The sequence below is a fragment of the Paenibacillus xylanexedens genome (assembly GCF_007680605.1).
GTDB lineage: Bacteria > Bacillota > Bacilli > Paenibacillales > Paenibacillaceae > Paenibacillus > Paenibacillus xylanexedens_B.
Window position 1 is genome coordinate 559,831 of the sequence record NZ_VEIO01000002.1, and the last position, 25,617, is coordinate 585,447.

Below are 25,617 nucleotides of genomic sequence, written 5' to 3' on the forward strand. Positions count from 1 at the left end.
ACACTCTTTGTCATAGAAGGGTGTTTTTTGTTGTTCAGAAAGGGGGAATTAATCTGGCTACAGTAAGCACGGGTATTCAGTTGATGGACCGGTTCACTCAACCACTTAACGCCGTGAATACAGCTTTACAAAGAACAGTGCAAAACAGTCAACGTTTGCAAACTGCCTTATCACACAACATGACCATCAATATAAATGCAACCTCAGCTATGCAGAAAATTGAACAATTACACAATCGCATAAGAAGCATTGGACCCGGATCCGTTGTTAACGTACTTATCAACTCTACTGATGTGTTGAATCAGATAAGGGCTATTCGGAACCAGGTACGAAACATGTTCACGTCTTCAGTTGTCACTATCACACTCAATGCATCTAGTGTCCTAGCACAAGCAAGATTTATCCGGCAAGAAATTGACAGGAGATTGAGAAACATACGAGCTGAAATAAACCTACACATGCCCGCCCAACTAATGGCGTTTTTCGGAAACCTTCAAGTCCTAGTGATGAGATTGATACAGGCCGTAAGAAGATTAAGGGTTGCGAGTGGGGATAATTCAGCGCAATTGCAGAGTGCTTTACAACGAATAGCAGCTTTGGAAGCTCAAATATTACAGCTTCAAAATAGGATTAACGGATCAATGAAAGCTGGTGCTAATGCTTCAGGTGGTTTATTGTCAAATCTGCAAGGGATGGTAGCGGCCTACCTATCCATAGCAGGGGCGCAAAAACTATTTGGAGCAACAGTAGGTGCGGCTATGGAACAGAAGAAGATGGAAGATATGTTTGTAGCGCGTACAGGTGATGTTGAAATTGGTAAGGCCATGTTCGAAAAGTTCAAGGCAGATGCTCTGGCGGCTGGTCAAGACGTCACAAAATCTTTGGCTAGTTCGCTATCGTTCTTTTCGACGACGCAAAACGTGGATCAGCTTACCAAACTTAATAACCTGGCACAAAGATTGAATGCTTTTGACTCAGCTGGCAATGGTATCGAGGGTGCGGCATTTGCACTCAAAGAAGCTATGTCTGGTGATATCGTGTCACTTGCGGAACGTTTTAACATGTCAAAGACCGACATTAGAGCCTTCAATATTGATGAATATGGTAAGGCCGGAGACATGGACAACTTTATCAAGTCATTCGACCTGTTGCTTGAAAAGCAGAAGATGGGACAAGCGGCGTTTGATACCATGATGGCAAGTCCGGCAAAGCAAGTAGAGGTTTTAGGTAGCAATATTAAATCAATGTTTGCAGGTGCCGGTGTAGCTGGAATGGAATCACTGCTACCACTTATCACAATGCTAAATAATGCATTTCAGGCAGGCACTTTTGATAATTTTTTCTCCGCGTTGAGTTCGGGTCTGGACTCGGTTGTTCAGGGAGCGTTGTATTTACTCGACATAATTACGAATGTATATAATTTTTTCGCTGACAATTGGAGTTGGCTTGGTCCTCTAATTACTAGTATTGGTGAAGCCATACTAATGGTATGGGGAGCGATTAAGCTTGCTGCATTAGCGCAGTTAGCCTGGAATGCAATTATGGCTACTAACCCTATTGCGTTAATGATAACTGCGGTCGCAGCTTTTATTATATGGATATATAACCTCTGGAATACTAATGATAGATTCGCAGCCTTTTTCATACGTGCTTGGAATGGAATATTAAACTTCTTTGATAGAATTCCGATCTTCTTTGCAAGGATAGGATTCGGGATTTCAAATGCCTTTTATAATGCAAAGGTTAAATCTTTGGAGTTTATGGAGGGCTTGGTTAACGGAACGATTAGCATGCTTAATTCGTTGATTGATAAATTGAACAATATACCTTTGGTTGAAATTGCTGCTATTGAGAAGGTTAGCTTCGCTGCGGGAGCGGCCTTAGAGGCTGAGGCACAGAGACAAGCGGGAGAAGCTAAGATTGCAGCAATGGAATCTGATGCAGCCGCCAATGCTGCCAAGAGAGAACAAGCCGTAGTTAAAATGATTGAAGACCGGAACAAAGCCAGAGAGCAAGCGGCAAAAGATGCAAATAAGCAACAAAGCGATAAAAACAAAAAACCTTTTGACTTCACTGCATGGAACAAAGCCGCGGATGCGGCTCGTACTCCTATGGCTGCTGATGACTCAAAGAAAAAGAAGAACATCGGGAAAGTGGACAAAGTAGGAAAGATCGAGAAAGCGGTTGACATCTCTAGCGAGGATCTGAAAACCATGCGCGAACTTGCTGAAATGAAGAACATCCAGAACTTCGTATCTCTCACCCCTACGATCCAAGTGACCACAGGAGACATCACAAATGGTATAGATATTGATACCATTGTTAGTCGCATTGAGGACGTAATGACAAATGAAATCTCAACTCACGCATCGGGGGTGTATGGCAATGGCAGATAAGTATGGCATATACCTTTCGTATAACAATCAACAGGAGGGGTTTGAGATACCGATCCTTCCCGGAGAGATTGAGATATCAAACGGCGGGAACAGTAGCAAATATGATGTTTCGGCTCTTGGTGAGATCAACGTAATCAAAAGCCCACAACTTGCGGAATACAAATTCTCAAGTATATTCCCGGCATTTAATCTCCCGTTCTCATCTGAAATTGTATTCGATCCAGGTTACTACAAAGACCTCATACTTAAATGGATGGAGACTAAGCGCCCCATCCGTTTTGTTTTTACTGGATCCACGTTCGACATTAACGTTGCGGCAAGCATTGAATCATTTGATTGGAAAGAGTCGGCTGGATCACCTGGAACAATTGAATATTCTTTATCTCTCAAAGAGTATGTTTTTTATCGACCACAGAAAATTGTGGTTAAGAAAAAAACAACTACGAATAAGAAGACAACAACCAGCAAGAAGAAGACACGAGCCAATGACAAGCAGACGCCAAAAACATACAAATTAGTATCGGGCGACACTCTGGCAAAAGTGGCCAAGAAGACTCTTGGAGATAGTGGACGTTGGAAAGAGATACAGAAATTGAACGGTATCAAGGATTCAGAATTAAAAAGCTTAAAAGTTGGGCGTGTGCTTAAATTACCGTAACAAAGGAGGCGCCGATGGAAATCACGTTGGACAATAAAAACGGTAAACTATGGGATTTGACTCCAGTGGCTTCGGGGATCAGTTGGAAGACGGTCCGCATCGGCGCTGGAGCAACGTTTGAGTTTACACTTGTCACAGGTGGAATATACGAGGACAAAGGCTTTGTAATCAATAACGGTGACGTTATTCGGGTAGTGGATGGCAAGGAACAGGTGTTTTATGGCTATGTATTTGAAATCAGCGAGGGCATGGACGAAGCGGTCAAAGTGAAAGCCTACGATCAGATACGCTATCTCCAGGCTCAAGACACATATGTTTTTAAAAATACAACTGCGGATCAGGTCATTAATAAAATTGCGAATGACTTCAAGCTTAAGACAGGATCGTTACCAGCTACGGGGTATACCATACCGTCCATGGTTGAGGATAATAAGAAACTACTTGATACGATATATAAAGCTTTGGATCTGACATTAATCAATTCAGGTCGGAACTTTGTGTTTTACGATGACTTTGGAAAATTGACCATACGTAACGTGGTGGATTGGAAATTGGATTTCGTTATTGGTGATAACAGCTTAATGACTGACTACGATCACAAGCGCAGCATAGACGGTGAGACGTACAATAAGATCAAGATTGTACAAAACAATAAAAAGACCGGGAAGAGAAATGTGTTTATTGCTCAGGATAGCGCCAACATAGCCAAATGGGGATTGTTACAATTGTACCAAGTGGCTGACGAAAAACTGAATGAAGCAAGAATTAATCAAAGCCTTAATCAGTTGGCTAAACTCCACAATCGAGAACAACGCAGTTTGACGGTTGAGGCTATAGGTGATATACGTGTCCGGGCTGGTTGTTCCATCCCGATATTTATTGAACGTTTAAAATTGAACGTTTATTTCTTGGTCGATGAGGTTTCGCACAGTTGGAGCGGTGTCGATCACAAGATGAAATTGAAACTGGTGGTGGTGTAATGGCGATGATTGACGTCATAAAACAGATCGCCACACAAGCGGTGGATGCCGCTGGTCCTGTTGCTATTATGTATGGCACAGTCTCGGGTACAAGTCCGTTAGAAATATTGGTGGATCAACGATTTAGTTTGCCCAAGGAACTACTTATCGTAACAGAAACTGTATCAAAATATAGTTTGACTAGTGGTGATCAGGTGTTGTTGTTACGCATGCAGGGCGGTCAAAACTTTGTGGTCTTAGATAGGTTGGTGAGTACATGATACCAATTACAGAAGTGGCTACAGATGAAGAGATTGAAGAGGTCCAGGAACCGGGACTTACTTATTACATTGATCCAGTGAAGAAGAGAATAGTTGGAACAGCAGACGGTCTGGAAGCAGTCAAACAGGCCGTTTTTTTGATCCTACAATCGGAGAGATTCGAGTTTTTGATATACAGTACAGACTACGGCACAGAGTCGGTGAGGTTGGTAGGTGCTTCTGCATCTATTATTCGATCTGAACTATCCCGTAGTATTCGTGATGCACTAACACAGGATGACCGGATATCGAACGTGGTTAATTTCCAAATCAACATCCAAGGGGATACGGCAGATATCAGATTCACAGTGGTAACGATATACGGAAATTTTGAACAGGAGGTAACCCGGAATGTATGAGGATCAAACCTTTGAAAATATATTGGAACGGATGCTAGACCGGGTACCTGATGACCTGGACAAGCGCGAAGGAAGTATTATTTACAATGCACTGGCTCCTGCGGCATGGGAGTTAGCTGAGATGTATATTGAATTGGATACTAATATCAACCTTTCATACGCCGATACAGCCACAGGAGAGTTCCTTACAAGGCGTGCGGCTGAGTTTGGTGTTAACCGTGAACCAGCAACATTCGCACAGCGCAAGGGTCTATTCTATGGTTCTGATGATACGTTGATAGATGTACCTATTGGTTCACGTTACTCACTTAACGATGTGATCTATACAGTTACCTCAAAGGTTGGACTTGGAACATTCGTTCTAACAGCTGAGACAGCTGGTATCGTGGGTAATCAGGATTTTGGTCCAATGTTGCCCGTCGATTATGTAGATGGGCTTGTACAGGGAGTATTGGATGAACTAATCAAACCTGGAGTGGATGAAGAGACGGACGATGCATTAAGAGCACGCTACAGTACGGCTGTAAACGAAAAACCATTTGGCGGTAATGTCGCTGACTACAAGTTTAAAATAAGCGCCATAGACGGTGTAGGCGGCGTGAAGGTGTACCCAGTATGGCAGGGTGGTGGGACAGTGAAGGTGGCTATCATTGCATCAGGATTTGTTCCTCCATCACCAACACTTGTTAACGAGGTACAAACAATCGTTGATCCAGTCACTAACAGTGGACAAGGACTAGGGTTGGCTCCAATAGGTCATCAGGTAACGGTGGTTGGGGTTACGACAGTGAGCATTAATGTATCCGCCACACTGACACTAGCACCTGATGCAACCATAGGACAAGTTCAACAGGATGTCGAGGATGCAATAAACGCGTATCTGTTGCTATTGCGACAAGGTTGGGCCAATGAATCAGGGATCATTGTACGGGTCGCGCAGCTTGAATCGCGCATCCTCACCGTACCGGGTGTAGTCGATGTGATGAACACTCAGGTTAACGGGTCTAGTTCCAATCTAACACTGACAGGCGACCAAATACCTGTGCTCGGGACGGTGACGCTAAATGAATAGACTGTTGGACTATTTGCCCGAAGTATTGCGAGAGATTGATGATTTCAAGGCGTTGACTGATGCTGAGGTTCCGGAAATGGATGCATTGTCAGATGCAATACAGAATTACATGGATGATCAGTTTGTAATGACAGCATCCGTTAATGGCATTAGGCGGCGGGAGAAAATCTTAAAGATACAAGCAGATCCGTCCACTGAACCTCTTGAGTTCAGACGTAGACGTATTATCAACCGCCAGTCAACTAAACCACCTTTTACTATACGCTGGCTGCAGGAACAATTGGATAGACTCATCGGACCCGGAATGGCTGTTGTATCGGTAGACGTGCAACAGTTTATTTTGTATGTCACGACAAATATCGAAAACGCCAACCTCTTTAAAGAGGTTCAGTACACAGTAAGGTCCGTTAAACCAGCTAACCTGGTCTATCAACAAAATACATCGCTTAATCATCGTATTGGCATTGAACATACAACCAAAAAGCGAAATGTCTCCTGGAATTACAAACTGGATGGTTCGTGGAAATTGGGCGAGAAACCATTTGCCACGCTTGGCCCGGAGGTGACGTTATGATCGAACAAACATATCTAGCAAGACTTGCAGATGTGGTGCAAACCGATATCGCTAAGGTAGTGCTAAACGGGATGATTGAGATTACTCAATTCGAGCAAAAAGCGGTTACGGATTCAACGGTCGCCCTTAATTACATCATCCCAGCGACAGCAGTATCGCTTGTGACCACGATTGAGATCAAACGGGCAGATAATTCACGCATTAGTTACAAACCCGTTAATCTCCCTGTTACATCCGATACACTCATGCTTGAAACTTTCGAAATAGAAGAGGTGACATCATAATGGCAAGAACAGATTGGACGATGGAAGACTATTTTAAAGCGAACAATATGAACGAACTTGGCGAAGAGATTAACCAATTGCGTACAGATGTGGACAACATCGAAATCCCACCAGCATCATTAACAACTGCAGGTATCACTCGTCTATCCAACAGTACAACTGGTGTATCCGAAACGGTCGCGGCAACGGAAAAGGCTGTAAGTGATGCTCTCACTCAGGCTATAGCTTATGTAGATCAAGAAAACCTATGGGGGGCGTTATAGATGGCTACAGTTCCAAAACGGTTATATAAAGGTTCCTTAACTAATCAAACTGCGTTAACTGTTTATACAGTGCCTACTAATACAACTACTATGGTTAAGGCAGTGACTATATGTAACGGAGGCTCAACTACTAATCAGTTCAGCCTTTTTTTCGCTGGTGTTGCAGTAATAGGCAGTCATGTGATTAAAGCTAATGACACTATAACAATCCCATTTTTGGATCAGCTTTTATTGAGCGGTGAAACAATAGTTGCTCAATTAGGCGCATCCTCTCCAAGTATTCATCTTTATATCAGTGGTAAAGAGGTGACGTAATGCCTACTTTAGATGACTTCTCACTTGATAATTTCGGTTTGGGTGGTGCGGATGGTAAAGTTAACTACGCAAGTGGTTCGTATACCGTCACCACCGCGACTAGAACATTTTTAAGGGAAAGTAATACCGTACAAACTTATAGATACGTACTCGCAGGAGGATTACCTTTCAGGCCGAAGAAAATTATTATTCGCGTCCCTCCTTCACAAGTCCTAATGCCAACAATTTATGATTTTAACACAAGAAAAGCAAGCCCTACTACTGCCGGAACTAATTACAATCATTGTTTTCTTAATGGCGGAGACTTCGGACAAATAATTGCCTATCGAACGTTTGAATATATTAATGGGATACAGTCTGCTAGTTACGCTGGGGTATCCGATGATTCTTTTATATTACCCGTAGATGCATCTGCTGGTGACGTTGTAACTTGGGAAGCATACGGTTGAGGTATAGAGATAAACACAATTTAACACAGTGTCACAATATATAGAGATAGGGGAGCGAGGGGATGAACTGGTTGGACGACCTTAAAGAAGTTCTTCCGCTGGCTGAAAAATACGGTTTGGCCTTGGTGTTAATGTTCGTGCTTTTAGGCGTGTGCATTTATTTGGTGAGGTCAGCTATAAATGATGCCAGAAAAGAGAGAGACGAGGCACAAGAACAACTTCACAAACTAACTGAGAAAATGAATGCGGAGCGTGAAAAGTTTATGGAGCCGTTGCTGAATATGGTTAATAATTTAAAAAAGGATTCTGACGAGGATCGAGGAGGCTGAAACCCGTGATATTGAAATGGATTAAACGGTTACTCCCGACTGGTCAAGATAGAGAGAAAGAGAGGGAGCAGCTCCAAGCAGTGAAGCATAAAGCATCCTTAGCGATGCAACGCTACAGCGAGTGCTCTACGGAGATCAAGTCGAAAATCGAGCAAAACCATTTTGCGCGTTACCTGGTCTATGAAAAAGGGGGGAGCACGGAGCATGCACACAATTGATATGATCTTACTTACATTGTATTTCATCGGGGCCATTGCAGGCGTGTATAACCTATTAGCACACGGAAGATATTTTAAAGAACGATTTAAATCGGGTGTTGTCAGCGCATTTATGCTGGCAATGCTCTTTTTTTTGGGTGCATACACATTCAAGATGGTCATTGCCATTTGGATACGCTTGAGCACGTCTCTAACGGGTCGTGGGGCTGTTCTGGAAGCCATACAGTCTTACGCATGGACCATTGCCATGTTCGGCACCACAGCAGGTCTCGTGATTCTGTCTATCCTAACTTATACGAAGCGCTATGACCTGTTTGTATATTTGCGGAAGATTGATAAGAAGGGGGAACCGGACGATGTTGACTCTGGAGCAAGTTAAAGCTAAATCCCAAACTCGTTTGGCTGGAGTACATCCAGTCATTCGGCAACTGGGAGAAGAACTTATTGCACGTTGTTATAACCGAGGGGTGTGGATCGTTATCACTCAAGGGTTACGGACCTATGCCGAGCAGGACGCCTTGTATGCTCAGGGACGGACGGTTTTATACGATTCAAAAGGTAAAAAGTTATCGGTTGTAACGAAGGTAAAGGGTGGGTACTCCATTCACAACTTCGGCTTCGCGTTGGATTTTGCTCTGCTTTTAAAAGACGGGAAATCAGTATCTTGGGACACACTGCGTGATGATGATAAAGATTCTTTACCCGACTGGTCCGAAGTGGTAGAAGAGGCCAAGAAAATCGGATTCGAGTGGGGTGGAGATTGGCGCAGTTTCGTAGACATGCCACACCTACAGATGGTTTTCGGCCTGACGACAGCACAGTTTCGTGCAGGTAAGAGGCCAACACAAACGCAATTGGATGCCGCATTATCAAAAATAAAAAAAGCTACAACATCAAAGGAGGCCGAACCCATGACAGCAGAAGAAAAGAAGGAGTTTGAACAGCTTAAGGCGGACGTGAAAGCACTCCAGAAGCGTGTAAACATTAACGGTGACCAAACACCACCAGAAGCATATCACAAGGCATTGGAGGCGGCTAAGGCTGTAGGGGCCATTACAACTACGAACGACAAGGATCAATCTTATTTGAAAGTGATCCAAACTCTATACAACGCCGGTTTCTTGGAACCTAAATTTATTGAAATGGTCAGATCATACAAAGGGAAGGTGTAAACGATGAACGAAATAATTCAACCTATTGTAACGAACGCACTTATCACAGTGGCGTGCTTGTTGGTGGTAATGCTGTTTATATTCCTAGTTAAAGAGTGGCGTCAACTTGGCGCGTGGATCGCGGCGCGGAAAGCGGCGGCAGAAGCAAGGTCCGCTGAATCCATCCAGAACGCATTATGGAGTGTAGCGCAGGAAGCCTACGCTAAGGCTGAGGCGGCACTGGGTGATTTGGCTGGATCAGATAAGATGGACATTGCGTTAAATTATGCAGTGAATCGTCTGAGGGCATTGGGTATTATGGTTACTGCAGATGAGATCCGGGCGAAGATACAGGAGGCGTGGGTTAAGTTGGACAAGATACCTAAGCAACAAGCTGCATCAGTAGCGAGTAAAGAAGTAGTAGCCGAGCTTATTAAAAAGGAAATAGATGAAGCTGTACAGAGATAAAGATTGATTAATACGCAAATAGGAAGTATGTAAACTTTGCTTAACGGTCATTGCTACGTTAAAATAACGTAATTACTAAAAATATTGTCGAATTATTAAGGAAAGTTGAAAAGTTCACAATTCAAAAGAAGGAATTCGGTACCTTGATGTAGAAAGTTGTGTTTAATTTTCTTAAAATTAAATACAACTGATACATTAGGGAGGTTATTTTCTTATGAAAAACTCAACAATGTATCTTTTTTTATTGGGCAAGGTGGAAAAGTGAAGAAATATTACTTAAATCTTTACCACGGAACTAATGAGTCTTGTTCTAAGCAAATTCTTGAATCTGGATTTAAATTACCTACTCCGAAAAGAGATGATCATTGGTTAGGAGAAGGAGTTTATTTTTTCAGAGAAGATGAAGATCAGGCAAGGATATGGGGGCAAAACAGGTACAAAGGTGAAAAAAGTAAGGCTGTTGTTTTAGAAGCAAACGTGACAATCAATGCAGAAAATTATTTAGACCTTGATTCCCGTTCTGGTCTTGCATATTTCAAGGAACATACCGATAACATTGAACATACACTAGAAACTAACGGATATAAATTAAAATCGGATAATCCTAATAAAATGAGACATTTAGCATGCGGAATGTTACCTGTAGATTACAAAGTAATTAAAAGGACATTTGAAGGGAACTCTTCATTTGATTATCACGAATCACTTATGATGATGAAGTTGAAATTAAACGGAGTACAAGTTTGCATCCGCGACGTTTCGGTTATACAAGAAGTTAAGGCAGTTTAAAAAGGGGTGTATGGCGTGAGCAATATTGATATTGAAAAAATGATAACGTTGGCGAAAGAACTAGGTATCGAAGTTCAGGAAAACAGTGATAACCCAGGTTTATTTCTTGAAAAGGACGGCGTAGAAGAAAAAATAAATCTGTATGATATTTTTCATTTTGAACAAGAATACAACGATGAACTTGTTTTAACCGTTGAACCTATAAAAGTTGAGAAGGAACTAAAAGGTGCTTCTCAATCTAAAAGAAGTTTTTGTAAAGTGGATGAAAAATTGTTTTTGTTTGATTCAATGAGCGAGGTGGCATAGTATTTGAAAGCTGCTATTCAATTTATGGGTTATAAAATTTTAAAAATTTCTTTCCAAAACAACTTATCTCACGGGAGGGAGCCGCAAGAAATTGACGGAATCTCACTAGGGCATGAAGTAAAAATAAGTGCGAACAAAATTGTTGTTGACATTGATTGCAGTATAGGTGAAGAAAACGCAGATGATTCGGTTTATGTAAGTGTCATGCTACAGGGATATTTCGGCCTTGATTATGAGAAAACAGGAGCATTCGATGAGGGTACACTGAGAGATATTTGCACAAGAAACACTCTATCAATATTATTCCCATATCTAAGAAGTGTTATTTCTAATGTAACTTTGAATGCAAATATCGACCCAATTATAATACCTACAATCAATGTAAATGCTCTTATTGATAATCAAGACGATCTTACATAAGTAACTATGTCACTTTAAATTTTTATCTAACAGAATAAGATAAAACAAAAAAAGCAGGAGGTGTAACCTCGCTGCTCTTTTTCTATTCAAATATAAATTCTACTAATGTTCCGTCCGGATATTCCTCTAATTGATTTCCTACCCAGCTGCCGGCCCCGCGATTGTCTGATGGACTTATGTATTCGATATCTGCACCTTCTCCACCTTCTGCACACATTGCCATGGGCCATTCATCGCGGTCATATCCTTTCTTGGTTTCTACGCCTCTCAGTGACAGTTTACGGTTGTTTTCCGCTCCATCCCTATCAATGGTGCATGTATTTGGATGACCACTTTCTATGGCGTCCTGGATGTGTTTGGCTGTCTCTGGATATCGATCTGAAGGGAATACGATCTGTACAGTTGAACTCTGATCCTGTTGTGTTACAGGAGTTGATTCATCTGGTTTAACCTCAGTCGCTTTGTTACCCCAGTTTAAAATTGAAACTACTATGATGGCGGCGATAGCTATTGTTACAAGCATTTTCTTCAATTCTCTAACCTCCCATTTACTACTTCGGTATCACTTTAAAATACTCCTTCAACTGACGCTCCAAAAGGGTGTATTCACGTTTTGTGCGCCAGCTTCTTACAATGTACCTGTCCTCACCTGTAATGAGCGCAGGAGTTGTTTTCCAAGCTATACAACGATCACCTACACGATACCCATACTTATCAAAGTCCTTTATACATATTAATCGGATGGACTCAAAGTTTTGCTTACCTGTACCGGCACATGAATAACAAATGTATCCGGTAGAGAAGCGGCCGGAGCCGCCGCAACGTTCGCATTTCATAAGGCATCACCGTAGGAAACTTTGCCTGTATGCTGCAGTTCTTCCAGCCGGGCGCAGGTTTCATGCTGCCACTCTACGTCATTTGTCATCGATGCCAGCAGTGATTCATTTTGTAACCGCGCTAGTGTCCAACAGTGTTTAGCGTTAAGGGACATGCATTGATCCAGTTCAATCAACTCAGAGTGGGTTAACGCGCGTTTCTTGTTGATCAACCACAACTCAGCCATTCTTGCGTGATAAGGGAACATCTCATCGCCTCCTTGATCTTATGAGTCTATTTTACATGCTTTAAAATGCTGTGTAAATACCTGAATAGAATGTTGTTAAATATTTTTAAATGCTGTAAAATTGATGGACAAGGGGTTGATGTTATGGCAGGTAGACCGCCAAAGAAGGATAAGAAGGTAAGAGAGGCTATATATTTTGAACCCGAACTTATTGAATGGTTGCGTGAAGAGGCTGAAAAACAGAAATGTACAGTAAGTGTGGTTGTTAATCAAATAGTGGATGAGAAGAAGAATAAGTTTACATAAAATTGGTTACCATGATATTACTCTCTCTCCCATGAGTGTTACTATTCAATGCTCAGTCTCCGGACTGGGTATTTTTACTGTTGCTAAAAGAACGTATGTTCGCATATAATATTCACGAGGTGATATCATGCTAACGGATTTCCAACGCAAGGTGCTACGTATCTTATATAACTACAAAGGTGGACGCAGGAGATTACCAACATTGCATGAGATGACAGTTAAAACAGGCAAGCATAAACCCGATGTTATGGCGGCCCTAGAGGCTCTCATAGCCAATAGGTACATACATTGGGAAGATAAGTCGGATACAGCTAATATCGTGATCCTGGAAGGCTGGGAGCGTGAGGAAGACAAACCGCAGATCGAACGCAAGCCACAGGGGCCAAACAACACAGATTACTGGACTCAATACTAAGGAGGTTTTACTATGGCAAGCAAATTACATGCAAACGGAGTATATGAGGGATCACGTATGATCTTGCCCGAGCACCGAGAAGCATACCTGGCTGAGATGGAAGAACAGAAACGGCGCGGTAAACCTCAACTGGATGAACAAGAGATGCAACGGATCGGGGAGGTATTGGTGCAATCGTACAAGACAAACTGCTCCGTTGACTTATTAGTATTCAACCCGTTTTATGACGAGCCGGTTACTGGCGTGGTTGTTGGTCTGGATAATCAAGCTAATCGTGTCAAATTGATGTTAGATGATGAATTTAGGTGGATTCAGTTAGCTGAAATAATGTCTGCAAATGTATGATTTTGGCTATGGAATTGCCGCAACCTCATATATAATTGACAGTATAATTATTATGGGGGCCGAAAAAATTGATGGATGCAACACTTTACTATTTCCTCGGCTATTTCGATGCGTTATCTTACATATTATTGTGTCTACAACTGTTTATGTTGCCAATAAGGGATAACATTAAGAAAATAGCCGTATACGCTTTATTTGTCACCAGTTTCTCTTATATGATGCGTATCATCTTCAAGCTACCCGAATTCGATTTAGGGTTACAATATGTATTCCTAGTTTTGTTTCTAAGGTATGCTGTCGAAATTAAAACACATATATCTGCTTATGTGTCTGGAGTGGGCATGCTGACATACATTTCATTTCAGTTGCTATTATTCTTTATTTATTCCATATCCGGTATTGTTCCGATTGATGTAATCAACCACAACACTGGGGCAGCTGTGTATTTAATACAGATCCCTTCAATATTGATAGGTTTTGCGCTTACTGGAGTGTTGGCTATCCTTCACAGAGGGTTTACTTTTATCACCGCTCCACCTCATGACTTCTTAATAAAAGACGATTACTCTAATTCGGAAAAAAAAGTTATGCTTCTTGGCACAGTTATTTCTATTTCAACAATGGCCCTGACCGTAACACTTCTTTATATCGCCAATCCTCTTTGGCTGGCTATTACGGCATCAGTTGGTTTAATACTCTCTATTTACTTATCAATAAGGAGTGACCGGCGCGATGCTATCAAAAATGTCAATGTTTATCGCTCAAACCATAAATAAGGCTGATCCTAAAACCGATATAGAAGTTATGGCTTATACGTTAAAAAACAAGTTAAACCCCTTATTCGCAATAACAATAGCGTTTTTAATATGCTTATGGACAAACCAGTGGATCGGAGTTGTCGTTTCATATCTGCTATTAATGCTCATACGAGGCAAATCAGGCGGAAGGCATCTTCCATCATTAACAGTTTGCTCGATTGTATCTGGCTTGTTCATGGGATTGGTTCCATTGATTAACTATCCTGAAATTTTAGTTTTAGGAATGACCATATTTTCCACACTGATATTTGTTTTGTTCGCTCCAAACTATTTTCATGAACATATTGATGATGGAAATGATCTGCAGAACAAAATCATCGTGACTGCGGTTGCTACCAGTAATATAGTAATTGGATCAAGTTTGATGGCTTCAATACTGTTTGTTCAGGCATTAACGATTATACCCTGGTCTAGGAGGTGAAGATATGAAAAACAAACTCTTGAGTATGGCAGGTAAATACTTGGAATCCAACGCTACAAAAGAAGCTTCCAAGATTAAAACCCTATTCGGTGCAGCGAAATTGCCGGAATCATTGAAAGTTAAAAAAGAGAAGTAATATGGATGAAAAAAGGATTAAAGTGTTTGGGGTACCATCTTCTGAAGATAGAAGGGCTACTCCAAGCAATTTTTTTTATTACTGCACTGATATGCTTTATGTATCTACCTATAAGCCAAAGAAGAATTATAAGGTACCCCAAGTGTTTACGGCTCAAGACAGTTATGGACCAGTGTTGACAATGAAGCAATGCAAGGAAGGTCTACCTAAACATTTCGAGTCACTTGTGAATGGATCAATAGTTAACCTCAAGAAAGTCGCAGAAATCAAGAAGACGGATCTAGGGGCGCAGTTTATATTTAACGTGGATATGGAGCCGATAGAAATATCGGAGTACGCATACGACAGTAAACCTTGGATAGAAATATTGCGATCAGCTCAAGAGGAACCAGAGGATGACAGGTGGCTACCTGCAATAGAGTATAACGAAGGAAAAGGACAAGGGGAAGGCAAACTCATTAGAATGCGGGATGTAGTGTGTGTTGAATCTTGCGAGCCTAAGGCTAACTATTATGTACCACTATACAAGTGCGAGTATAAAGAGTATGTAGAGGCAATGACATTGCAGTCCTACAAACCTCTGTTCCCCAAATTATTTCCTTTACTTAACACGAACCTTGTGAATATTGATCAGGTGGATAGCGCACAGGATTTGATATTTGATGTAGTGGTTAGATTTAAAAACTCACCTCTGACAACGAGTATGGCTCATAAATATAAGAAGCACTTTCCAGAGTTCTTCAAAAAATAAGGCCATCCCTGAACATGCAGGAGTGGCCTTATCACATTCTATGTCATATGTCAATGAAAAGTTAGCCTAGTAAAGTCCGGTGAATATTTATCGACAACCATCGACAAATTCCACTATTATCCTGTGATAAACTAAATATGGAAAGAAGGTCATATGATCATATGTAGTTGTTAAGAGAAAGGTGGGTTGTGATGGCAAGATTTTCAGAACTTATATATTCCGAACTACTCCAAGGGAGTGCGGAAATTTCCGCAGTTTACAACATCGACGTATACTTGTAAAACTTCTCCATCGGAACTTCTAAGACAAGGGATGACAGAATGAGGACCTCCACAGTCATCTTCTGTGTACCGTTGCAATAGTGGGATACCATCCGTGGTGTTATTCCAGTTATACGCGCGAATTCAGCTTGAGTCATGTCGCGATGATCAAGCCAATGTTGAAGTAAACATCTCCCCAGGGAGATTTTCTTCACCTTTAACACCTGACATTAAATCATTTTTGTTACAGGGCACATTATATCATCAATATACTTATAGGTAAATGAAGATCGATAGCAAATATCACACAACCAAGAGGAGAAGTAGGGATGAAAAAAACAAAAAGTAGTGGTGAATATGGTGAGAGACTAAAACAAATACTTTCATATTGTGAATCTAAAGAAGACTTGATGCATACAAGGTTGTCGGTAATCATTAATGAACTTTGGGATATTCCATCCGTCAGTAAAGATTTGCTATCAGAAATTGAAGAATTATATATTCAGAAGGGTGAATTGTATTGTTCGTTAGCGTATGATAAAGGATATGAGGATGGTTATGAAGATCATTGCAAAAGTTGTTAACATGTAAACAGTTTGCTAACCAAATCTTGTTAACAGAAGAGACAAAAAGTTGAACATGTTACAAGAACAAAACCTAAAAAACGCGATTTGCCGCATTATTGTACACACAAGTTAAAGATGTTACAGAGGCTGAAGAAATGGGCGGCATGATGTAATAAAGGTGTAAAAACCTTTGTTATGCCGATAGAGGAAAGGCTCCCGAAAGGGAGCCTTTTTCTTTTTATCGCAACCGTAAATCGTTTTAAGCGTATGTATAAGGATGCACAGAGTGCGGTAGAGTAAATAATTACAACCGGGTAAGGAGGGATAACGATGAGAAAAAGCACAAAATGGGTGCTGTGGATTCTGGGTTTCATATTGGCCGGGATCTTTGTCAACTTCTATATGAATCAATTTAGTTTTGCTTATGCGTTGATTGCTGTGCTGCTCATGTTCTTTACAGGTTGGGGGTTCTTGGCAAAGCTAAAAAATGACGTTCATCAGCACGAAGAATATCACAAAAGAGTGCACGAGTCAGCGGAAGAGGATATAGATCGTTACACGAGATAATCTGCAGAGTGTTTCAATAGTTCTATCACCACTTCCGATATTGGTTAAATACCAATTAGGAGGGGATAGGATGAAGATGAAACGAATGAAATTGCTTCTGTTATTATGCATTGTATTGATCTTCTCTATGTTGGCCGCCTGTGGTGCGGATGACATCAAACATGAGAAGAGTGCGCATTGGGATGTATCATTGCAACGTTCAACAGGTTCATACGGGATTGTTTACATAGGAGATGAGAGTACCGTCAAAGATTTCGTCTACAAAGTCATAGGACCAAATTTTGAGCGGTGGGGACGATCACTCGCCAAACAACCGACACCGGTTACCGAGTCCGGTGCATTAAATCCGGTGGATAACAAAGAGCCAATTACGTTTAACATTAGCTGGAATGACAAAAGCGAGAGTGTAACGTTTGATTAGTCAACGATCTCCATCATAAAAATCCCTGTCAGCATCATGCCAACAGGGATTTTATGTTTGTTACGAGGAAGGAACCTAAGAAATTAAACTGAATGGAGCGGGAGCTCTATACAGGCTTTACCGTAAACGTGAAGTGATACGGACGGTTCGCTTGCAGCGTGTACTCTGGATGTGTACGTGCACTCCAGCTGTCGTCACCGCCAACACCCATCTGCACGTAATTGATGCGAGCGATGGTATGTGAACTTACTGGCAACTTATAGACGTGGTCGTTCGCTTCCAGTTCTTCAGGCGACCATGGCAGTGCATTGATTTCAAACGGCGCGTTAGCTTCAAAATGCAACCCGATGCTGCCCTTTGCTTCATCTGGGCCTACAGCCGATGTAATCTCAGCATAACGTACATCCGTTTTGTTACCACATTCCTGTGGTTTCAGGTAAGGCACGAACTGATCACGAACGGCTCCGGTGTAATAGCCGAGGCGTGCACTAGTCAGACGGTCGATATAGTTGTCATGCGGCCCTCTGCCGTACCAGGAGATCGTATCCAGACTGTCTTTTAATTCAAACAACATGCCGAACTCAGGAAGTTCAGGCAGACCTGCACCTGGTACGAGGGTTTGACTGATTTCGAGCTCGCTATTCGGCTTGATGTGATACGTGATGGACAGCGTACTTCCCGGACTGGCATCCCACGTATAATCTGTTGTCACATGACAGCCCTGCGCATCCGTATGATGTTCAAAACGAATCAGCTTGTTCGTCGCATGAGCATCACGCCAGAAAGCGGCACGTTCATTCAATTTGTTACCCAGATCATTATCGGTCATCGCACGCCAGAAGTTCGCGCGAGCAGGTGCCAGCAACTGCTCCTGTGAATTGATCTGATAGGAAGTAAGTGCGCCAGTAACCGAACTAAAGCTTACGGAAACTTTACCCGCATTCACTTTCAATTCCCCCGTTTGCTGTTCTTCGATTTGAAGCGCGTCACTCGCTCCCGCAACAGGTTGCTGTATTGCACGTAGACGAGGAGATACAACGAATTGCTCCCAACCAATCTCATGCCCTGCTTCCGCCCACTTCGTAGCTTTTTTGGTCTCCAGAGAGACAGTAAGCACAGCTTCCGTGTACAGGTCAGATGATGAGGTATAAGGAATATGAACCTCAATGGATTCGCCAGGCTGTGCAGCAATGCCCAGATGCCCTTTTTCCACAGGCACACCGTTATGGGACAACGTCCAGGCGAGTGCATATTCGTTCAGGTCCGTGAACAGGAAATGATTCGTGATGCGAACCAGTCCGGTTTGCAGATTGAGTGCCGTCATGCGAACGTTCTGATAACATTTTTTCACTTCTTCCAGCTTCGGCGTAACCGTTTTGTCTGCCAAAATGAGTCCGTTGCCGCAGAAGTTGCCGTCATGAGGCGACTCGCCGAAATCTCCTCCGTAGGAAAGATATTCTACACCGTCTGCTGTCTTGGTACGAATCGATTGATCCACCCAGTCCCAGATAAATGCCCCTTGTAAAATCTCATACTTATCAAACATCTCCCAGTACAGATGCAGTCCGCCACAGGAGTTGCCCATTGCATGGCTGTATTCACAGATGATATAAGGTTTTTTATCGCCTTTCATACGTGCATACTGCTCAATATCGTTCGGGCTAATATACATTGTAGATTCAATATCACTCGCCGAGTCGGAAGGGCGGTAGTGATAGGTGCCTTCATAATGAACGAGTCTTGTTGGGTCGGCTTGTTTCAAATAGTCGTACATCGCGATAAAGTTATCGCCGCCAAACGATTCATTACCGAGCGACCAGATGATGATGGACGCATGGTTTTTGTCCCGTTGGAACATCGAATTACAACGATCGATGACATTGTCGCGCCACTCCGGCTTGCTTGCCGGGATGTTGTTGTCGTTCATTTCTTTTTGCCCATAGTACCAGGTACCATGTGTCTCCAGATTCGTCTCGTCAATCACATACAGTCCGTATTCGTCACACAGCTCATACCAGAGCGTCTGGTTCGGATAGTGCGATGTACGCACGGCATTAACGTTATAGGCTTTCATCAGCTCGATATCACGAATCATATCTTCACGTCCGATGGCCCGTCCTGAATCTGGCGAGAACTCATGGCGATTGACACCCTTGAACACGATGCGTTTGCCGTTAATTTTCATCAAGCCGTCCTTGATCTCAAATCTGCGGAAGCCGACGCGGGTACGCACGGCCTCCACCGTTTCGCCTGACGTATTCTGGATGGACAGCACCAGTGTATACAGGTTAGGCATTTCGGCACTCCACAAGAGCGGGTTCACAACTGGAGCAGAGAGGTGTAACGTCACTTCTTCTTCATTGGCAAAAGAAACCTCTGCCGCCAGCGGCTGATCCAGAACAAACTTCTGCTCCGCATCATAGAGCTGCGCTTGAACCGTCAAGCCCTCCACTTGCTGTCCAGCATTATGATTGTACAGTTTCACATCCAATTGCAGTTCTGCATTCTGAAAAGCATCATCGAGTTCCGTCCGAACGAAGAAATCAGCGATCTGAACCGGTGAAGGCGAGTGCAGATATACACCGCGGAAAATACCGCTAAGACGCCAGAAATCCTGATTTTCCAGCCAGCTTGCATCACACCAGCGATAAACCTCGACCGCCAGCTTGTTCTCACCTTCCGTCAAATAGGCCGTGATATCAAACTCTGCAGGTGTGAAGGTATCCTCACTGTAACCAACAAGTTCTCCATTCACCCATACATAGAAGGCAGATTCAACACCTTCAAAGTGCAACAAGACCGGACGGTCTTTCCAGTCCGCAGGGACGGTGAACGTGCGAATATAGGAACCGACGGGGTTATAGGTTGCTGGTGCAAAGGGCGGTTTTAACTCAGGCTCGCGCTCCACCCAAGGATACGTCATGTTCGTGTAGTGAGGGTAATCATAGCCCTGCAACTGCCAATTGGACGGGACAGCGATGTCATCCCAGTTGCTGGCGTCATAGCTGGCTTCGTAAAACGAAGTAATGCGCTGTTCTGGCGTTTCGGCAAAGCTGAACTTCCATGAACCATTTAGCGTCTGGTACCAAGGGGACGAGGTGAATTCGTTAGACAATGCCTCTTCGATTGTTGGGAACGCTACCATATTGGCGTGGGCTGGCAGACGATTCACCTGAAACGTCTCGGGATTATTGTTCCATTCCGGATATCCGTTAGCCGGAGGGGTGTGCACAAGTTTCTTTCGCATATCAGCAGCTCCTTTGATCATGTTATAATATATTCACAGTATAGAATTGATCAGGTACTTAGAAAATAAAGAATATTGCCCATATATATCACAATATGAAACTAGAACTGGAGAGCGTGGTGTACCGCATGAATACACGAATCTTTTTTGGTAAAACAGACGAAGCCGCACGTCTGCCAGTTTATATGACGACCGTTGGGTATTGGGAACATCAATTTGAAACGGAGCGCCCGGAGGGTTTTCCCGATTACCAGATTCATCAGGTCATTCAGGGACAAGGCAGGCTGATTATAGAGGATGAAGGAGAATATATCGTTGGCCCAGGGGAGGTATTTATCACCTACCCGAATATTCCGCATGAGTATAGGCCTATTACGGATCACTGGGAACTGGCGTGGGTATCCTTTCAGGGTCGGGAGGCAAGTCAGCTACTGGCCTATGCGGGAATCACCAGTTCAGGAGTATATAAACTTAGAAAACCCGAACTGCTGAATGCTCTGGAACAAATGCTTTCAAGGCGAGAGGAAGATGCAGGAGATACGATGAATGCTACCGATGATCGGGACAGTTCCAAACACCTGTACGCCTTGCTTCTGGATCTGAAGCCTTTGCTCATTGTGTCGGACAACGATAACGACGAGATGGAACGGTTGAAACCAGTGCTACGTTATATTACAGAGCATCTGGATCAGCCCTTGTCGCTGAAGGAACTGGCCGATGTGGCTGTCGTATCCCCTCAATATTTGTGCCGGTTGTTTCAGAAAGCACTTCGTGTCAGACCTGTATTCTACGTTAACCAGGAACGGATCAATCGCAGCAAACAGCTGATGTTCAGTGAACGGGAGCTCCGAATTTATGAAGTGGCTGACCGGGTAGGGTATGAAAATGCGAGTTATTTCTGTACGATATTTAAACGACATACGGGCATGAGTCCCGAAAAGTTTCGGAAACTGCATGGTTTAGGCTGAAAACAAACAAGATGCCTAACGTGTATGTTTATCTGTTCTTCGTTTGTTGTTCGTCTCATCTGTTCCTTGTTCATTTTTTGATCTGTTCTTCATCTGAATTTCAGTTTCTCTTAAGGTTGAGGGATTAATATCATTCTTGTAAACCCCTTCTCGTGTTAAATAGATGTGTGACTGGCCCTGTTCGGATTGTCCTCCGAGCAGGGCACTTTTTTTATGTTTAGCTGAGCGATCATACTCATGATATGATGAGAGAGAAGAATGACCATAATCATATAATGTAAACAGAGAGATAGCGATTAGACGAAGTTCTATTTTCATAAAAAGGGAAAGGCAGGGAAGTGCATGGACGCCAGTCTGCACGCATTGTATCGTCCGGTACAGATGAATGGAATGGACCCCCGTACATACTATATAGAGAATAGTCCTTCCCCTGTGCTTATACCTTATGTAGCCTGTTATTGGGAGTCAGGAACTCGGGGACATATGGAAGATGGCAAGTATGGCATAGAGGGAATGGACATGGACATTAAGGTCAATGACCTAATGCTGAAATTTCCGGCCTCTGCCCGGGTACTACCAGATGGCTGTACTGACATCCTGATCGATTATAATCCAGAGCAAGCAAGGTATACATATAGCTATTGCGGCAATTATACGCAGCCTTTTGCTTTTCCGTTATCGCCTCCAGCGCCTCCGGCGGGAGCTTATACGTTTGGGGTTCGCTTTTTTCCGGGGGGAGCTCCTTTTCTACACGGCCAGTCACTGGATTTGTTTACAGACCGTCGTGTACCCCTGGAAGACTGTTGGCCAGACCGATGGGACGAGCTACAGTTGAAGATGGAGGAAACGGTGAATTTTGCCCAGCGTGTGCAGGTGATGGAGTCTTACCTCCGCCGAGTGACCCTGCGCAGTAGCCCGATTCATCATCAGGCTGATCAGGATTTGCTTCGTAATGTGCTCTACCGGATCTTCAAGGAAAGTGGTCGCTTGAGTATACAAGAACTTGCCCAGGGCGAAGCTGTCAGTGAACGACAGTTGCATCGCAAAATGACCGAACAAGTGGGTATCAGTCCCAAGCGCTTTAGTGAAATCGTTCGTTTTCATGAGGTGTTGCACGGTATCCGTAAAGGTCGAGCTGCTGACGGAGCTGAACTGGCACAGACGTATGGATTTTATGATCAGGCGCATCTGATCAGGCAATTCCGCAAGTTTTACGGTGATACACCGCTAGTTGCTGTTCAGGAGCATCAACAGATGTTGTCCGAAAAGTACAATGATGCGGCAGTATCTTCCGTTATACTATGAATCATAGACTTATCACAAAGGAGTAATGAATCATGAATGGAGCATTGCAAATTCGGGAGCATCTGTTAACGGAACTGGAAACAGGCGTACGTACAGGGGCTTCGTTAATTCGTCTAATTCGTCCAGAGGACTGGGCGTATCGTCCGCAGGACAATATGCGTTCCCTTGTGGAACTGGTGCATCATTTTATCCAGATCACGGCTTCGGATCTTGTCATCATGCAAGAGAAAGGTGAGGCTGAAGTAGGTCGAGTGGAGAACAGTTTATCTGGAAACCAGGATATTGAGCAACTGGAAAAGACATTATGGAGCAATTTCGAGGCTTATAAAGCATATATTACAAGTCTCAGCGAAGATGACTTTTTGAACCGCTCTACCAAAGCTTTCTATGCAGAGCATGGACACCTGCAGGTGCAGTGGCAGATCGAAACGCTCACACACGTGTTCCACCATCGCTCACAGCTCTATAATTACCTCAAACAGCAAGGCCATGAATTGAACTTTTTTATGCTGTATGCTTAGTTTGTTCTTGGACAAGCGGCTCCGTCGGATCATCCGGCGGGGCTTATTTTGTTTTTCGAGAATATGCGGTATCTCTATTAAACTTGCATGTCAGCTATAAATGTACGTTCTACCACGGTCAATTCACCGTGGCTTTACTAGATTTCAGACATAGAATACCGTATCAAAGCAAAAAGGAGGTGATTTTGATGGCCATCCTTTTACCATTACAGTTCTACAATCTGCCAGCGGGTGTGGGTAAATCCTACTATGAAAACCTGTCTGGCGGCACCAATGCAAGTGTTACGGTGAACAACAATGGACCGTTTCCGGTATCTCTCGTCATCACTCGTGTAAATGCTCCAGTTGTCACTTATGTTGTTCCGGTGAACAGCAGTTTGAGCATTACCGCGAGTCAGGTGCTGGTCTTCGCTTTGCTGGCGAACCAGGGAGGTGCTGCTTCCGGTACGATTGAAGTTGCTTTGGCGTAATCCGGTGTGGTAGAAACTTATGGGCCTCTGTCCGACATGTTCGGCAGGGGTCTTTTTTTAGCTGGTGTGATCTGGATTTAAAGTGATATTATACTAAGGTGTGTTGAGTTACTATATTAAGCAGTGTAATCTGCAGGGAAGAGAAGGGAAGATAAGATGATTAAAAAATTATTCTGTTATATCCTAGGGGCAAGTCTAGGTTTAACCGTGCTGTTATCAGCGCCCATGTTAGTTCAAGCAGAAAGACAATCATTAAATTACAGTAATGGAGCAGTATATTACGGAGAGACCAAAAACGGAAAACCTCACGGGGAAGGCAGAATGACATGGGGGAAATCCAAAACTTACAATGGAAGTTGGGTTGAAGGCAAACGTTCAGGACAGGGAGTTTATAAAATGACAACGCAGGAAACAGACCGAATCTCAGAAACACAGTATGAAGGAACCTGGAAAAGCGATCAAAAAGAAGGCAAGGGAGTACTGCGTATCACCGAGATTAGTCTAACTGGAGCTATGCTGGAGTCACGAGTGCAAACAGGGACCTTTGCTAAAGATCAGTGGATTGCCGGGTATGATGTACGCAAGGGGGAGTATGACCCTCCGTATTATTTTGCTTATCAGGATGCAAAAATAAAACTTCAAATTTTGGGTGAGGCAGGAGAAATTTTGAAAGGGCTCAAAGAAGGTTATTTCTTCTCTTTTAAGTATCAAAAAGGAAAAGTACATAAAAATGTTGGTGTCGGGGATGAGTATGATCCAAAAGCGTTTCGTTCCTTTATCGTAAGTATAGAAAAAGAGATTAAACCCTATATCCAGCAATTCGAGAAGCTTGCGAAGAAACTATAATTGTTTATCCCGAACGCGGTACGATTAATTACATAATATAGACTGCACGTTGAGATCGTGCCTGGGATTCGGGAGGTTAGTAGATGATGAATAGCAGACGGACAATTGTTTTGGAAACGCAGCGACTTGTATTTGCGACATGGGACGAAGGTGATCGTGCCCTCGCGTTTGCGCTCTGGGGTGATCATGAGGTGACCCGGTGGGTTAGGGGCAACGAGGTTCTGAGCGAAGAGGAAGTAGAGGCGAGGTTAACTCAGGAGATCGAGCGTGAGAAGCAGGAGGGTGTGCAATACTGGCCCCTTTTTCAGAAAAATTCAGACGTCTTCATCGGTTGCTGTGGTCTCTGCCCTTATGATCCGGAAGAGAACATCTATGAGTTTGGTTTTCTGCTGACTCGTGATCACTGGGGACAAGGATATGCACAGGAAGCGGCGCAGGCTGTTGTTCGTTATGCTTTTGACAAGTTGGAGGTAACGACTCTGGTTGCAGGGCATCATCCGGATAATAAGGCGGCGCAACACATTTTGAGCCAACTCGGATTTGAGCCAATGCATGAGCGGCGGGATGAAGCAACAGGTGTGATGAAGCCTTTCTATAGATTACGGAAAAATAATACTGCCCGCTGAGTAACGTTCCAAGGTATCTTATCGCGAGTCGTTTTCATGCATTTTTTATTTCGCGTTCAGCTTCTATTAAGGTGGGGAGGATAAGATAACTCTTGTAAACCCCTTCTCGTGTTAAATAGATGTGTGACTGACCCTGCCGGGCGACGGCGGGGTATTTTTTTGCTTGTTTTCGACATCTTATAATAAAAATAAAGATAAACAAAAATAAATAAAGGTATTTAAAAGAAAATTGTGT

General features: G+C 43.1%; 39 protein-coding genes. 35 read left to right on the forward strand and 4 right to left on the reverse strand.

What is annotated here, in order from left to right; genetic code table 11:
* Positions 1–83 precede the first annotated feature (83 nt).
* The 19 genes from FS818_RS17220 to FS818_RS17310 all read left to right on the forward strand — a co-directional run bounded on the left by FS818_RS17220 (position 84) and on the right by FS818_RS17310 (position 11,330).
* Positions 84–2,396, forward strand: a complete 2,313-nt coding sequence (locus FS818_RS17220; RefSeq protein WP_186375525.1) for a hypothetical protein — start codon at positions 84–86, stop codon at positions 2,394–2,396.
* On the forward strand, positions 2,386–3,054 hold the full coding sequence (locus tag FS818_RS17225) for a LysM peptidoglycan-binding domain-containing protein (RefSeq protein ID WP_145333355.1): 669 nt from the start codon (positions 2,386–2,388) through the stop codon (positions 3,052–3,054). The genes FS818_RS17220 and FS818_RS17225 overlap by 11 nt, the downstream gene beginning before the upstream one ends.
* 14 nt (positions 3,055–3,068) lie before the next feature.
* Positions 3,069–4,034 carry an XkdQ/YqbQ family protein gene (locus FS818_RS17230; protein ID WP_145333356.1) on the forward strand — a complete coding sequence of 322 codons (966 nt, stop codon included), beginning with the start codon at positions 3,069–3,071 and terminating at the stop codon, positions 4,032–4,034.
* On the forward strand, positions 4,034–4,294 hold the full coding sequence (locus tag FS818_RS17235) for a DUF2577 domain-containing protein (protein ID WP_260989898.1): 261 nt from the start codon (positions 4,034–4,036) through the stop codon (positions 4,292–4,294). Before FS818_RS17230 ends, FS818_RS17235 begins: the two co-directional genes overlap by 1 nt.
* Positions 4,291–4,692: a DUF2634 domain-containing protein gene (locus FS818_RS17240; RefSeq protein WP_145333357.1), complete on the forward strand. Its 402-nt coding sequence runs from the start codon at positions 4,291–4,293 to the stop codon at positions 4,690–4,692. Before FS818_RS17235 ends, FS818_RS17240 begins: the two co-directional genes overlap by 4 nt.
* Entirely contained in the window at positions 4,685–5,764 is a 1,080-nt protein-coding gene (locus tag FS818_RS17245; protein ID WP_145333358.1) for a baseplate J/gp47 family protein, read from the forward strand. Before FS818_RS17240 ends, FS818_RS17245 begins: the two co-directional genes overlap by 8 nt.
* Entirely contained in the window at positions 5,757–6,338 is a 582-nt protein-coding gene (locus FS818_RS17250; RefSeq protein ID WP_145333359.1) for a putative phage tail protein, read from the forward strand. The genes FS818_RS17245 and FS818_RS17250 overlap by 8 nt, the downstream gene beginning before the upstream one ends.
* Complete coding sequence (locus tag FS818_RS17255) at positions 6,335–6,622, forward strand: ketopantoate hydroxymethyltransferase (RefSeq protein ID WP_145333360.1); 288 nt, start codon at positions 6,335–6,337, stop codon at positions 6,620–6,622. The genes FS818_RS17250 and FS818_RS17255 overlap by 4 nt, the downstream gene beginning before the upstream one ends.
* On the forward strand, positions 6,622–6,885 hold the full coding sequence (locus FS818_RS17260) for a phage tail protein (protein ID WP_145333361.1): 264 nt from the start codon (positions 6,622–6,624) through the stop codon (positions 6,883–6,885). The genes FS818_RS17255 and FS818_RS17260 overlap by 1 nt, the downstream gene beginning before the upstream one ends.
* Entirely contained in the window at positions 6,886–7,200 is a 315-nt protein-coding gene (locus FS818_RS17265; protein ID WP_145333362.1) for a hypothetical protein, read from the forward strand.
* Positions 7,200–7,649 (forward strand): hypothetical protein, encoded by a 450-nt coding sequence (locus FS818_RS17270; protein WP_145333363.1) that lies wholly within the window; start codon positions 7,200–7,202, stop codon positions 7,647–7,649. The genes FS818_RS17265 and FS818_RS17270 overlap by 1 nt, the downstream gene beginning before the upstream one ends.
* A gap of 62 nt (positions 7,650–7,711) precedes the next feature.
* Positions 7,712–7,978, forward strand: a complete 267-nt coding sequence (locus FS818_RS17275; RefSeq protein WP_145333364.1) for a hypothetical protein — start codon at positions 7,712–7,714, stop codon at positions 7,976–7,978.
* A 5-nt stretch (positions 7,979–7,983) separates the two neighbouring features.
* Positions 7,984–8,196: a hypothetical protein gene (locus tag FS818_RS17280; RefSeq protein WP_145333365.1), complete on the forward strand. Its 213-nt coding sequence runs from the start codon at positions 7,984–7,986 to the stop codon at positions 8,194–8,196.
* Positions 8,183–8,575: a hypothetical protein gene (locus FS818_RS17285; RefSeq protein ID WP_145333366.1), complete on the forward strand. Its 393-nt coding sequence runs from the start codon at positions 8,183–8,185 to the stop codon at positions 8,573–8,575. Before FS818_RS17280 ends, FS818_RS17285 begins: the two co-directional genes overlap by 14 nt.
* Positions 8,553–9,368: a M15 family metallopeptidase gene (locus tag FS818_RS17290; protein ID WP_145333367.1), complete on the forward strand. Its 816-nt coding sequence runs from the start codon at positions 8,553–8,555 to the stop codon at positions 9,366–9,368. Before FS818_RS17285 ends, FS818_RS17290 begins: the two co-directional genes overlap by 23 nt.
* A 3-nt stretch (positions 9,369–9,371) precedes the next feature.
* Positions 9,372–9,815: a phage holin, LLH family gene (locus tag FS818_RS17295; RefSeq protein ID WP_145333368.1), complete on the forward strand. Its 444-nt coding sequence runs from the start codon at positions 9,372–9,374 to the stop codon at positions 9,813–9,815.
* A 261-nt stretch (positions 9,816–10,076) separates the two neighbouring features.
* On the forward strand, positions 10,077–10,604 hold the full coding sequence (locus FS818_RS17300) for a hypothetical protein (protein ID WP_186375526.1): 528 nt from the start codon (positions 10,077–10,079) through the stop codon (positions 10,602–10,604).
* Between the two features lie 15 nt (positions 10,605–10,619).
* A complete protein-coding gene (locus tag FS818_RS17305) occupies positions 10,620–10,910 on the forward strand; it encodes a hypothetical protein (protein ID WP_145333370.1) in 291 nt (96 codons plus the stop codon).
* Between the two features lie 3 nt (positions 10,911–10,913).
* Positions 10,914–11,330, forward strand: coding sequence for a protein-export chaperone SecB (locus FS818_RS17310; RefSeq protein WP_145333371.1), 417 nt, complete (start codon positions 10,914–10,916; stop codon positions 11,328–11,330).
* An 82-nt stretch (positions 11,331–11,412) separates the two neighbouring features.
* Here the strand turns inward: FS818_RS17310 and FS818_RS17315 are convergent, their stop codons facing one another.
* Together FS818_RS17315 and FS818_RS17320 are read right to left on the reverse strand one after the other, a co-directional pair.
* Entirely contained in the window at positions 11,413–11,853 is a 441-nt protein-coding gene (locus tag FS818_RS17315) for a NucA/NucB deoxyribonuclease domain-containing protein (RefSeq protein WP_145333508.1), read from the reverse strand.
* 309 nt (positions 11,854–12,162) lie between these two features.
* On the reverse strand, positions 12,163–12,414 hold the full coding sequence (locus FS818_RS17320) for a DUF7667 family protein (RefSeq protein WP_145333372.1): 252 nt from the start codon (positions 12,412–12,414) through the stop codon (positions 12,163–12,165).
* A 123-nt stretch (positions 12,415–12,537) separates the two neighbouring features.
* On the opposite strand from FS818_RS17320, the gene FS818_RS28865 reads away from it, so the two are divergent.
* The 7 genes from FS818_RS28865 to FS818_RS17345 all read left to right on the forward strand — a co-directional run bounded on the left by FS818_RS28865 (position 12,538) and on the right by FS818_RS17345 (position 15,585).
* Entirely contained in the window at positions 12,538–12,699 is a 162-nt protein-coding gene (locus tag FS818_RS28865; protein WP_186375527.1) for a hypothetical protein, read from the forward strand.
* Positions 12,700–12,826: 127 nt separating this feature from the next.
* Positions 12,827–13,114, forward strand: a complete 288-nt coding sequence (locus tag FS818_RS17325; RefSeq protein WP_145333373.1) for a hypothetical protein — start codon at positions 12,827–12,829, stop codon at positions 13,112–13,114.
* A 12-nt stretch (positions 13,115–13,126) separates the two neighbouring features.
* Positions 13,127–13,459: a YolD-like family protein gene (locus FS818_RS17330; protein ID WP_145333374.1), complete on the forward strand. Its 333-nt coding sequence runs from the start codon at positions 13,127–13,129 to the stop codon at positions 13,457–13,459.
* Positions 13,460–13,530: 71 nt separating this feature from the next.
* Positions 13,531–14,235 (forward strand): hypothetical protein, encoded by a 705-nt coding sequence (locus FS818_RS17335; RefSeq protein ID WP_145333375.1) that lies wholly within the window; start codon positions 13,531–13,533, stop codon positions 14,233–14,235.
* On the forward strand, positions 14,192–14,698 hold the full coding sequence (locus tag FS818_RS17340) for an accessory gene regulator B family protein (RefSeq protein ID WP_145333376.1): 507 nt from the start codon (positions 14,192–14,194) through the stop codon (positions 14,696–14,698). Before FS818_RS17335 ends, FS818_RS17340 begins: the two co-directional genes overlap by 44 nt.
* Positions 14,699–14,702: 4 nt before the next feature.
* Complete coding sequence (locus FS818_RS29320; RefSeq protein WP_260989899.1) at positions 14,703–14,834, forward strand: hypothetical protein; 132 nt, start codon at positions 14,703–14,705, stop codon at positions 14,832–14,834.
* A 1-nt stretch (position 14,835) separates the two neighbouring features.
* Entirely contained in the window at positions 14,836–15,585 is a 750-nt protein-coding gene (locus FS818_RS17345; RefSeq protein WP_145333377.1) for a hypothetical protein, read from the forward strand.
* Positions 15,586–15,841: 256 nt separating this feature from the next.
* Here FS818_RS17345 and FS818_RS17350 read toward each other — a convergent pair whose 3' ends face one another.
* A complete protein-coding gene (locus FS818_RS17350) occupies positions 15,842–16,069 on the reverse strand; it encodes a helix-turn-helix domain-containing protein (protein ID WP_313960476.1) in 228 nt (75 codons plus the stop codon).
* A gap of 105 nt (positions 16,070–16,174) precedes the next feature.
* Here FS818_RS17350 and FS818_RS17355 point away from each other — a divergent pair, with 105 nt between their 5' ends.
* The 3 genes from FS818_RS17355 (at position 16,175) to FS818_RS17365 (ending at position 17,399) form a co-directional block, all read left to right on the forward strand.
* The gene (locus FS818_RS17355; protein ID WP_145333379.1) at positions 16,175–16,429 is read left to right on the forward strand and encodes a hypothetical protein; all 255 of its coding nucleotides are present in this window, start codon (positions 16,175–16,177) and stop codon (positions 16,427–16,429) included.
* A gap of 312 nt (positions 16,430–16,741) precedes the next feature.
* On the forward strand, positions 16,742–16,978 hold the full coding sequence (locus FS818_RS17360; protein ID WP_145333380.1) for a hypothetical protein: 237 nt from the start codon (positions 16,742–16,744) through the stop codon (positions 16,976–16,978).
* Between the two features lie 70 nt (positions 16,979–17,048).
* Positions 17,049–17,399 carry a hypothetical protein gene (locus FS818_RS17365; RefSeq protein WP_145333381.1) on the forward strand — a complete coding sequence of 117 codons (351 nt, stop codon included), beginning with the start codon at positions 17,049–17,051 and terminating at the stop codon, positions 17,397–17,399.
* A 106-nt stretch (positions 17,400–17,505) separates the two neighbouring features.
* Here the strand turns inward: FS818_RS17365 and lacZ are convergent, their stop codons facing one another.
* Positions 17,506–20,646, reverse strand: coding sequence for a beta-galactosidase, LacZ type (lacZ, locus tag FS818_RS17370; RefSeq protein WP_145333382.1), 3,141 nt, complete (start codon positions 20,644–20,646; stop codon positions 17,506–17,508).
* Between the two features lie 95 nt (positions 20,647–20,741).
* Between lacZ and FS818_RS17375 the strand changes: the two genes are divergently transcribed.
* The 6 genes from FS818_RS17375 to FS818_RS17405 all read left to right on the forward strand — a co-directional run bounded on the left by FS818_RS17375 (position 20,742) and on the right by FS818_RS17405 (position 25,382).
* Entirely contained in the window at positions 20,742–21,614 is an 873-nt protein-coding gene (locus tag FS818_RS17375; protein WP_260989900.1) for an AraC family transcriptional regulator, read from the forward strand.
* 342 nt (positions 21,615–21,956) lie between these two features.
* Positions 21,957–22,919: a helix-turn-helix domain-containing protein gene (locus tag FS818_RS17385; RefSeq protein ID WP_145333384.1), complete on the forward strand. Its 963-nt coding sequence runs from the start codon at positions 21,957–21,959 to the stop codon at positions 22,917–22,919.
* Between the two features lie 32 nt (positions 22,920–22,951).
* Entirely contained in the window at positions 22,952–23,440 is a 489-nt protein-coding gene (locus FS818_RS17390; RefSeq protein ID WP_145333385.1) for a DinB family protein, read from the forward strand.
* A gap of 188 nt (positions 23,441–23,628) precedes the next feature.
* The gene (locus tag FS818_RS17395) at positions 23,629–23,910 is read left to right on the forward strand and encodes a hypothetical protein (protein WP_145333386.1); all 282 of its coding nucleotides are present in this window, start codon (positions 23,629–23,631) and stop codon (positions 23,908–23,910) included.
* Positions 23,911–24,066: 156 nt separating this feature from the next.
* Positions 24,067–24,756, forward strand: a complete 690-nt coding sequence (locus FS818_RS17400; protein ID WP_145333387.1) for an MORN repeat-containing protein — start codon at positions 24,067–24,069, stop codon at positions 24,754–24,756.
* A gap of 83 nt (positions 24,757–24,839) precedes the next feature.
* The gene (locus FS818_RS17405) at positions 24,840–25,382 is read left to right on the forward strand and encodes a GNAT family N-acetyltransferase (protein ID WP_145333388.1); all 543 of its coding nucleotides are present in this window, start codon (positions 24,840–24,842) and stop codon (positions 25,380–25,382) included.
* Positions 25,383–25,617 lie beyond the last annotated feature (235 nt).

Excerpts from the sequence above, each read along its gene's own strand:
- FS818_RS17340 (WP_145333376.1), top strand. The coding sequence starts at position 14,192 with ATGCTATCAAAAATGTCAATGTTTATCGCTCAAACCATAAATAAGGCT.
- FS818_RS17270 (WP_145333363.1), top strand. The coding sequence starts at position 7,200 with ATGCCTACTTTAGATGACTTCTCACTTGATAATTTCGGTTTGGGTGGT.
- FS818_RS17260 (WP_145333361.1), top strand. The coding sequence starts at position 6,622 with ATGGCAAGAACAGATTGGACGATGGAAGACTATTTTAAAGCGAACAAT.
- FS818_RS17375 (WP_260989900.1), top strand. The coding sequence starts at position 20,742 with ATGAAACTAGAACTGGAGAGCGTGGTGTACCGCATGAATACACGAATC.
- FS818_RS17320 (WP_145333372.1), bottom strand. The coding sequence starts at position 12,414 with ATGTTCCCTTATCACGCAAGAATGGCTGAGTTGTGGTTGATCAACAAG.
- FS818_RS17285 (WP_145333366.1), top strand. The coding sequence starts at position 8,183 with ATGCACACAATTGATATGATCTTACTTACATTGTATTTCATCGGGGCC.
- FS818_RS17330 (WP_145333374.1), top strand. The coding sequence starts at position 13,127 with ATGGCAAGCAAATTACATGCAAACGGAGTATATGAGGGATCACGTATG.
- FS818_RS17250 (WP_145333359.1), top strand. The coding sequence starts at position 5,757 with ATGAATAGACTGTTGGACTATTTGCCCGAAGTATTGCGAGAGATTGAT.
- FS818_RS17405 (WP_145333388.1), top strand. The coding sequence starts at position 24,840 with ATGATGAATAGCAGACGGACAATTGTTTTGGAAACGCAGCGACTTGTA.
- FS818_RS17230 (WP_145333356.1), top strand. The coding sequence starts at position 3,069 with ATGGAAATCACGTTGGACAATAAAAACGGTAAACTATGGGATTTGACT.
- FS818_RS17325 (WP_145333373.1), top strand. The coding sequence starts at position 12,827 with ATGCTAACGGATTTCCAACGCAAGGTGCTACGTATCTTATATAACTAC.
- FS818_RS17265 (WP_145333362.1), top strand. The coding sequence starts at position 6,886 with ATGGCTACAGTTCCAAAACGGTTATATAAAGGTTCCTTAACTAATCAA.
- FS818_RS17385 (WP_145333384.1), top strand. The coding sequence starts at position 21,957 with ATGGACGCCAGTCTGCACGCATTGTATCGTCCGGTACAGATGAATGGA.
- FS818_RS17235 (WP_260989898.1), top strand. The coding sequence starts at position 4,034 with ATGGCGATGATTGACGTCATAAAACAGATCGCCACACAAGCGGTGGAT.
- FS818_RS17240 (WP_145333357.1), top strand. The coding sequence starts at position 4,291 with ATGATACCAATTACAGAAGTGGCTACAGATGAAGAGATTGAAGAGGTC.
- lacZ (WP_145333382.1), bottom strand. The coding sequence starts at position 20,646 with ATGCGAAAGAAACTTGTGCACACCCCTCCGGCTAACGGATATCCGGAA.
- FS818_RS17225 (WP_145333355.1), top strand. The coding sequence starts at position 2,386 with ATGGCAGATAAGTATGGCATATACCTTTCGTATAACAATCAACAGGAG.
- FS818_RS17355 (WP_145333379.1), top strand. The coding sequence starts at position 16,175 with ATGAAAAAAACAAAAAGTAGTGGTGAATATGGTGAGAGACTAAAACAA.
- FS818_RS17400 (WP_145333387.1), top strand. The coding sequence starts at position 24,067 with ATGATTAAAAAATTATTCTGTTATATCCTAGGGGCAAGTCTAGGTTTA.
- FS818_RS17220 (WP_186375525.1), top strand. The coding sequence starts at position 84 with ATGGACCGGTTCACTCAACCACTTAACGCCGTGAATACAGCTTTACAA.
- FS818_RS17275 (WP_145333364.1), top strand. The coding sequence starts at position 7,712 with ATGAACTGGTTGGACGACCTTAAAGAAGTTCTTCCGCTGGCTGAAAAA.
- FS818_RS17255 (WP_145333360.1), top strand. The coding sequence starts at position 6,335 with ATGATCGAACAAACATATCTAGCAAGACTTGCAGATGTGGTGCAAACC.
- FS818_RS17335 (WP_145333375.1), top strand. The coding sequence starts at position 13,531 with ATGGATGCAACACTTTACTATTTCCTCGGCTATTTCGATGCGTTATCT.
- FS818_RS17360 (WP_145333380.1), top strand. The coding sequence starts at position 16,742 with ATGAGAAAAAGCACAAAATGGGTGCTGTGGATTCTGGGTTTCATATTG.
- FS818_RS17290 (WP_145333367.1), top strand. The coding sequence starts at position 8,553 with ATGTTGACTCTGGAGCAAGTTAAAGCTAAATCCCAAACTCGTTTGGCT.
- FS818_RS17395 (WP_145333386.1), top strand. The coding sequence starts at position 23,629 with ATGGCCATCCTTTTACCATTACAGTTCTACAATCTGCCAGCGGGTGTG.
- FS818_RS17315 (WP_145333508.1), bottom strand. The coding sequence starts at position 11,853 with ATGCTTGTAACAATAGCTATCGCCGCCATCATAGTAGTTTCAATTTTA.
- FS818_RS17345 (WP_145333377.1), top strand. The coding sequence starts at position 14,836 with ATGGATGAAAAAAGGATTAAAGTGTTTGGGGTACCATCTTCTGAAGAT.
- FS818_RS28865 (WP_186375527.1), top strand. The coding sequence starts at position 12,538 with ATGGCAGGTAGACCGCCAAAGAAGGATAAGAAGGTAAGAGAGGCTATA.
- FS818_RS17365 (WP_145333381.1), top strand. The coding sequence starts at position 17,049 with ATGAAGATGAAACGAATGAAATTGCTTCTGTTATTATGCATTGTATTG.
- FS818_RS17295 (WP_145333368.1), top strand. The coding sequence starts at position 9,372 with ATGAACGAAATAATTCAACCTATTGTAACGAACGCACTTATCACAGTG.
- FS818_RS17390 (WP_145333385.1), top strand. The coding sequence starts at position 22,952 with ATGAATGGAGCATTGCAAATTCGGGAGCATCTGTTAACGGAACTGGAA.
- FS818_RS17245 (WP_145333358.1), top strand. The coding sequence starts at position 4,685 with ATGTATGAGGATCAAACCTTTGAAAATATATTGGAACGGATGCTAGAC.
- FS818_RS29320 (WP_260989899.1), top strand. The coding sequence starts at position 14,703 with ATGAAAAACAAACTCTTGAGTATGGCAGGTAAATACTTGGAATCCAAC.